We start from the raw sequence: 6613 nt of genomic DNA, 5'->3' as shown, positions 1-6613 counted from the left end.
GGTCGTGTCCCACTGGGTGGTGTAAGAAGGTTTCCCTGACAGGGTAGCCACCGTCGATCTTCTGTTAGGGTTCGGATGCGAACTCGAACCTGGAGAAGATGACGATGACCGATGATAGAATGGCCCTTGTAGAGCTGATCGAGCAAGGGGCTGATAGCGATTTGGTGCGCGAGATGCTGGCTTTTGCCGCCGAGCGCATGATGGATATGGAGATTGAGGCCCGTACTGGAGCGCCTTCTGGCACTCGGAGCCCGGCGCGGCTTACCCATCGCAATGGCTATCGTGAACGTGGCTGGGACACCCGTGCCGGACGGATCGACCTAGCGATCCCGAAGCTGCGCAAGGGCAGCTACTTCCCGAGCTTTCTAGAACCGCGCCGCACTGCCGAGAAGGCTTTGGCAGCGGTGATCCAGGAAGCCTACGTCCATGGTGTTTCGACCCGCTCGGTTGATGATTTGGTGAAGGCCATGGGTGCCAGCGGGGTTTCGAAGAGCCAGGTAAGCCGCTTGGTCGCTGAGATCGATGAGCGGGTGAACGCCTTCCTGACGCGCCCGATCGAAGGCGAGTGGCCCTATCTGTGGATCGACGCCACTTACCTCAAGGTACGCGAGGGCGGCCGGATCGTGTCGACGGCGGCAATAATCGCCGTAGGCGTCAACACCGATGGCCGACGCGAGGTGCTGGGCATTGCCACCGGCCCTTCGGAAGCTGAGCCCTTCTGGAAAGCCTTTCTGCGCTCGCTGGCTGACCGGGGCTTACGCGGGGTGAAGCTCGTTATATCCGACGATCACAAGGGCCTGCGTGCCGCTGCTAGCAAGGTGTTCGCCGCGAGCCAGCAACGCTGCCGGGTGCACTGGATGCGCAATGCGTTGGCCCATACCGCGCCCAAGCAGCGGCCCGCTGTCATCGCCATGATCAAAACGATCTTTGCGCAGGAAACCGCCGAAGCGGCTCACCAGCAGTGGGAGCAGGTCGCCGATGCGTGCCGCGAGAAGTTCCCCAAGCTGGCTGGCATGATGGATAGCTCGCGCGAAGATGTTCTCGCATACATGGCCTTCCCGAAGGAACACTGGGCGCACCATAATCCCATCGTCAGCCTGCCCGCCGTGGCAGCCTGACCTGATCCCGATCCTACCTTGGATCGACGGCTCTTACACCACCCAGTGGGACACGACCTTTGGAGCGCAAACGACTGAACTGGCCCCAAGCTGCTTGGCACATTCGCACGGTAACAAATATGCTTCATGGTCGCCGTGTTCTCGGGGAGTACCAACCCCAGATGCGAAACGATCATGGTCGCGCAGATGCCGGCGAACCAATCGCGCTGTATCCCCCAATCGTCTCACCTGAACTTTGGCACCGAACGCAAGCGGGATTGAAAAGTCGGCGCGGCACCGGGGGGCCAAGAGCAAAGTGCGTCAACATCCTCTCCCATTTGGCGCGCTGCCAGTTTCACAACGATGGTGAAAACCTGCCCTGCGGGAGCCGGATGACGCTTAGAAAACAAAAAAACGGTCCGACGCAAATTTCATGTGCCAGCTTTGCCCGTGCCGGAGGCTGCCGCTGTAACTCCACCTATAGATATGATGACCTCCTTGCAGGTATTCTCGACAACCTGCTCACATTCGCTGTCCCCGCCCCCTCCGTTTCCGCATCGAGCGGCGAAGGACAAATTGCCATCGCGAGGGCAGAGCTTGTGCGAAAGCGCGAGCGGCTGGACGAGATTGCTGATGAACTGATGGAAGAGAATGACGAGGTTAAGGAACGTGCATATCAGCGTTTCAAAATCCGTGTCGAACAAGACGCTAAAGCGCTCGAAAGCCTTGAGCGGTTGCAAGGGCAACAGACGGCAAAATTACCTCGACCAGAACTGGCCCAGCAAATCCTGTCGGCGCGCGCAGACATGGAAACCAGTCTCGAAGCGCGCATGAAGGTTCAAAGCTGCCTGAACCAGCTTATCGACGTGATCCTGATGGACCCGAACGATCGTAGCGCGACTATCGTGATGATTGACGGAAATCTCGTCGTGAAGATGGACAAATACGGGAAGGTAATCGGTGTTGCCGATAGCCTCCTAATGCTTCAGCCGCGCACTTACGTGATGAGCGATGGAACGATTGCTACATTCGACCCCCGCCCTCTCGGCGTAGCATCAGATATGCCACTAGGTGAAATGGGTGTTGCGCGCGTTATCGACCAACTTCGGCACGGCGCGCTTCGTCCAACAGTTGATCCGTCACAACAGCGTTGGAAGCAGCAACCTGATCCGGCTGTGCTGGCCTAGAACATACCTATAATGCCCACCCATTCCGTCTGCGGTGCCATCGCTTTAGAAGCAGACCGGGGGTAGCACAACTCGCCGTATGTCGTCGCGCGACGTACGAGGAATGTCTTTTGCTCCTTTTCTGGCGCAAAGCATGGAAAAGGTTGACGCGACCCACGAGCGGCGCTTGATCGGATAGCCTCACCATAGGAGGCGTGACGATGCGACAGGTGCTTCGAGACAGAAACGGTCTTTTGTTGGGCTGGTCTGACCGCGCCGGAGGAAGAAACACTGGCCGCGATAAAAATGGCAGGCTGGTTGGCTGGTATGATATCGAGCGAGGTGAAACCCGTGACCGGGACGGTAGGTTCGTCGGGCACGGTGATTTACTGGCGGCGTTAATTTCGTCAGGAATTTGAGACAAGCGGGGCGATCAATGGGGTTTGTTTTCTATGATACGGAAACGACCGGCACCAACACAAGCTTCGATCAAATTCTTCAGTTTGCCGCCATCCGCACAGATGACGACCTAAACGAAATTGACCGCTTTGAAATCCGATGCCGCCTGATGCCACATATCGTGCCGTCACCCGGTGCGTTATGCGTCACGCGGATCAGCATGGACCAGATTACCGACCCTGCGCTGCCCAGCCACTACGAAATGATATGCGAAATCAAGTCGAAGCTGGCGGCGTGGTCGCCGTGCATCTTTACCGGATGGAATACGCTTGGCTTTGATGAGCATCTGCTGCGGCAAGCGTTATATCAATCGCTCCATTCCCCTTATCTGACCAACACCGGCGGCAACAGCCGGATCGATATCTTGAAGATCGCACAAGCCGCGTCGGTTCTGGTGCCGGATGCCATCGCCGTACCAATCGGCGATAAAGGTAAGCCCACATTCAGGCTGGACCGGCTGGCACCGGCAAACGGCTTCAATCACTTGAACGCGCACGATGCGCTGGCCGATGTAGAAGCAACCATCCATGTTGCTCGGCTGATCCGCGATAATGCGCCGGGGCTATGGGCAGACGCTATTCGTTTGGCAGACAAGGCATCCGTGGCAGCGCTTCTGGATGCGGAGCCGTGCTTCATCCTCACGGAAAGCTTCTATAACCTTCCCTACCAATTCGCGCTGACCAAGATCGGCCACGAACCCGGCAACGCTGGCACCGTGCTTGCCCTGAACCTCGCCATCGACATGGACCAGCTTCGCGCCATGACCGACGAGGAACTGGCTGCGCGGCTTGCCCGCTCACCAAAGCCCGTCCGGCGTATCCGCACAAATGCCGCGCCGACCCTTCAACCCTCGTCCGAACATGGCCATTTCGACGGCATTGCGGCTGACGATCTGCGCGAACGAGCATTGCTTATACAGGCCGACACGGAGTTCTGCGCGCGGTTAATCCGTCTATCGGCCAAGCCGGACTGGCCCGCATCGGAATTCGTGGAAGAGCAAATCTACTCTGGCTTCGTCAGTCGCGCCGACGAACACCGAATGGTGGAGTTTCACCGGACGCCCTGGAAGGATCGGCCCGCAATCGTTGGGGGGTTTGGCGACGCTCGGCTTATCGCACTTGGCCGCCGCCTGATCTATGAACACCGCCCTGACCTGTTGCCGGAGAACAGTCGCGCAAAGATCGCTGCGAAGATCGCCGAGCGTATGGTCGGTGGCGGCAATGGAAAAGCCGCATGGACGACCATCGCCGATGCTCAAGCCGAAACCGTGGCGCGTATGGAGCAGGGTAACGTCAACGACGCGGATATTCTCGCCGGAGTGCTGCGCTATCTTGCCAGCCGATTGCCACCCCCCGTCGAGATGGCTGTGCTCAGCTAACAGTTATCCCGCATAGCCCCGCTGCGCCCTGCTGAGGGTCTGCTCGCCAGCGGGCGCAACCGTGTAGCCGATGATCCAAGATGGGCGCTCATGACGCTCATAGGGGAAAGGCAAAGCCGAAATGATCGTTGCACGAAGAAGCTGGAGAATGGCCGTGCTGGCACTGTTCAGTTGATAGCGTCACGCGCAATCTTCGCCGTATGCTGGCGCGGGTGAAGCAATATCTCCGGTGGCCAAGGCTGGTCGGTTCTGACGATGACGTAAGCTTCTGCGCGGTTCAGTTTGATGAGCAGGCGAAGTTGCCGGATATGCTGCTCCGATAAATCGATGAGCTGGTAGCGCCACATGTTCAGTATTCCTCCGCCAGCATGATCGTCAGCACGCGCTTTGTGGTCGCCGGATTGGCTGGGTCAGGATCAATGCCAGTATCATCGCGCGGGTAATAGTCGATCTTCCAGATGATCCGCTGATCCTGCACCGTGAGCACCGCGCAATCGTGTTCGCCGTGCGGGTCGTTGTTTGGGGTGAAATCGGAGAACTGGCGCACTGCCAAGATGGCTGCATCTTGCACTGCTTTCGGCAATGCCGCCATACCCGCGGTCATGAATATCGAGCCGCCAAGGCCGGTGGTGCGTAGGCGGTCGTTGAGGCGGGCAATCGCTGCCCGCCTCACCATATCCGCCATATCAGGCTGCTGCCTTCTTTGCCTTGGGCTTGAAGTTGGCTTTGCGCTCCGCAATGGCCGCCGTCAGTTGCGGGTCAAGTTCGCCTGCATTGATCGCGTCGATGATCGAACCGATGATGATCGGCAGTTCGTTGATGTCCTGAACGGAAACCGCGTTCATGCCCTTGGCAAATTCCAGCGGCTTGCTGCCGTAACGAAGCTGGAAAAACAGCTTGCCACCGGCATCCTTGAACCAGCCCTTGCGGACCTGCCGCGCTGTTTCAACACGGACTTTTTCGCCCGCCTCGTTGGTGCGCGTGACCTTCTTGGTTGCCTGAAACGGCGTTCCTGCGATTTCCGCCGCCGCCAATGCCCTCTGCTCTTCGAGGTAGCGCAGCAGCTTTTCGCGAAAGGCATGCCCTGACGTGCCGGTATTGGCCGGTGTGGCAGCGGTAAGCTTGAGGGACTTGAGGATCGACATGGGCATCTCCTTGGCTTATTTCGGGAGTGCGAGCCGTAATGTCGTTTTTCACAAGAGCGACCGAATATTGGCGATAAATGCCAGAAATATTATCAAAATTAATTCCGTTACCACGACCACGGTTTTGAGCCGTTTGGCATGGAACGGAATGTCGCTGGTTCTATCTATCTCGGTTTCTTTGCTTCGCTGTTCTTCTTGCTTCGCTGTTCTTCTTGGTTCGTCGTCTTCTTGGTGTCTGTCTTCGTGATCTTCTATATCATCTGGTGATAGTTATCACTGCGGCCCACCATCAGCGGCCCGCGTTTCCCATGATTTATCGATAAACCGTAGAGCCTCGCGTGGCGGCAGCCCCCGACAATTATCGAGAGAACGAAACTTCTTTGTGAGGGGGCAGCAGGAGGCGATCACTGGTCTGCGGTCGAAGTTCTTTGGTGATGTAATCCGCGACGCCTTCGGCGCTATGGATGACTTGGATGTCAAGATTGCCGCCCTTGACCATGTTTTCCCAAATTCCGTCCGCGAACAAGCAAAAGCGCAATTTTTGTATGCCGGTCAACTTAAACAGCGCGTGAATATGAATGTTGGCGTCCGGCTTCTCGATTGTTGCGATGTAGTCGGTCCGCTTTTCCGGGCGACGGAGAAACGCGCGACCGATGAGCTTGCGATCAAGATGTCCGTGAAACTTCTCCAATTTCGCCTGCGCTTCGTCCATACTGATGCAACGATTGAAAACGAACGTGACGAACAGGTTAGGGTTGAATTTGGTCATCCATTGAATGCATTCAGCCCGGAATCTTTCTCCCGTCGCTGAGGGCAATGTAGCTTGTGCCATTTTGGTCTCCATGTAGCCAATTTTCGTTAGTCGGCTCGTATTATTTTATTTATCATCTGCGCGAGATGAGCGCCCAAGCCGCCTTCCGATAAATACGAGCGGTCCTGCAAACGGAGACACGCCACATGATCCTTGATGAAGTATATGCATTCTTGAAAAACGCAGGCATCACTCGCAACCACGCAACATTTTCGACCGACTTTCTCGGATATTCGCCGCGCTACTATGATTACTTGCGCTGTTCCGGTGCTCGCCCAAGCCTGCGCTGCTTGCTTAAACTGGCGATGTGCCTGCAAGATATGGCCGATGAAGCGGCTTCTGATTTAGACAACACCGAAGTCGGTAAACTAGCAAAGCGCATCATGACCAGAGCGTTGATCCGCTGTCGGTGAGCTTAATGCATCGAGAAAATGTTAAGGGCACCTCGAAAAATAGGGCTTCCCTGACCGGGTAAAATCGGATTCAGAGTTTGGCGTGATTGGTGCAGGACTTTGAGATTTTACGATGAACCAGCCTGGATTTTTCGACCTTGAGAA

At 56.6% G+C, this 6613-nt stretch carries 7 protein-coding genes and 1 pseudogene; 4 read left to right on the top strand and 4 right to left on the bottom strand.

The features are described 5' to 3' along the window. Window positions 1-104 precede the first annotated feature (104 nt). The 3 genes and pseudogenes from B7X90_RS17730 to B7X90_RS17720 all read left to right on the top strand — a co-directional run. Window positions 105-1073: pseudogene (locus tag B7X90_RS17730) on the top strand (IS256 family transposase); the annotation flags it as partial. Between the two features lie 206 nt (window positions 1074-1279). Beyond that, window positions 1280-2284, top strand: a complete 1005-nt coding sequence (locus tag B7X90_RS17725; protein WP_292626786.1) for a hypothetical protein — start codon at window positions 1280-1282, stop codon at window positions 2282-2284. Window positions 2285-2699: 415 nt separating this feature from the next. Continuing rightward, window positions 2700-4100 (top strand): exonuclease domain-containing protein, encoded by a 1401-nt coding sequence (locus tag B7X90_RS17720; protein ID WP_292626784.1) that lies wholly within the window; start codon window positions 2700-2702, stop codon window positions 4098-4100. A 167-nt stretch (window positions 4101-4267) separates the two neighbouring features. Here the strand turns inward: B7X90_RS17720 and B7X90_RS17715 are convergent, their stop codons facing one another. The 4 genes from B7X90_RS17715 to B7X90_RS17700 all read right to left on the bottom strand — a co-directional run bounded on the left by B7X90_RS17715 (window position 4268) and on the right by B7X90_RS17700 (window position 6077). After that, window positions 4268-4447: a hypothetical protein gene (locus B7X90_RS17715; protein WP_292626781.1), complete on the bottom strand. Its 180-nt coding sequence runs from the start codon at window positions 4445-4447 to the stop codon at window positions 4268-4270. Window positions 4448-4449: 2 nt separating this feature from the next. Continuing rightward, a complete protein-coding gene (locus B7X90_RS17710) occupies window positions 4450-4785 on the bottom strand; it encodes a DUF3768 domain-containing protein (RefSeq protein ID WP_292626778.1) in 336 nt (111 codons plus the stop codon). 1 nt (window position 4786) lies between these two features. Next, on the bottom strand, window positions 4787-5245 hold the full coding sequence (locus B7X90_RS17705) for a hypothetical protein (protein WP_292626775.1): 459 nt from the start codon (window positions 5243-5245) through the stop codon (window positions 4787-4789). Window positions 5246-5603: 358 nt separating this feature from the next. Continuing rightward, the gene (locus B7X90_RS17700) at window positions 5604-6077 is read right to left on the bottom strand and encodes a hypothetical protein (RefSeq protein ID WP_292626773.1); all 474 of its coding nucleotides are present in this window, start codon (window positions 6075-6077) and stop codon (window positions 5604-5606) included. A gap of 125 nt (window positions 6078-6202) precedes the next feature. Between B7X90_RS17700 and B7X90_RS17695 the strand changes: the two genes are divergently transcribed. Next, entirely contained in the window at window positions 6203-6469 is a 267-nt protein-coding gene (locus tag B7X90_RS17695) for a DUF6626 family protein (protein ID WP_292626771.1), read from the top strand. Window positions 6470-6613 lie beyond the last annotated feature (144 nt).

It is taken from the genome of Novosphingobium sp. 17-62-19, assembly GCF_002256775.1.
GTDB lineage: Bacteria > Pseudomonadota > Alphaproteobacteria > Sphingomonadales > Sphingomonadaceae > Novosphingobium.
This window is presented reverse-complemented; position numbering and strand designations above follow the sequence as displayed.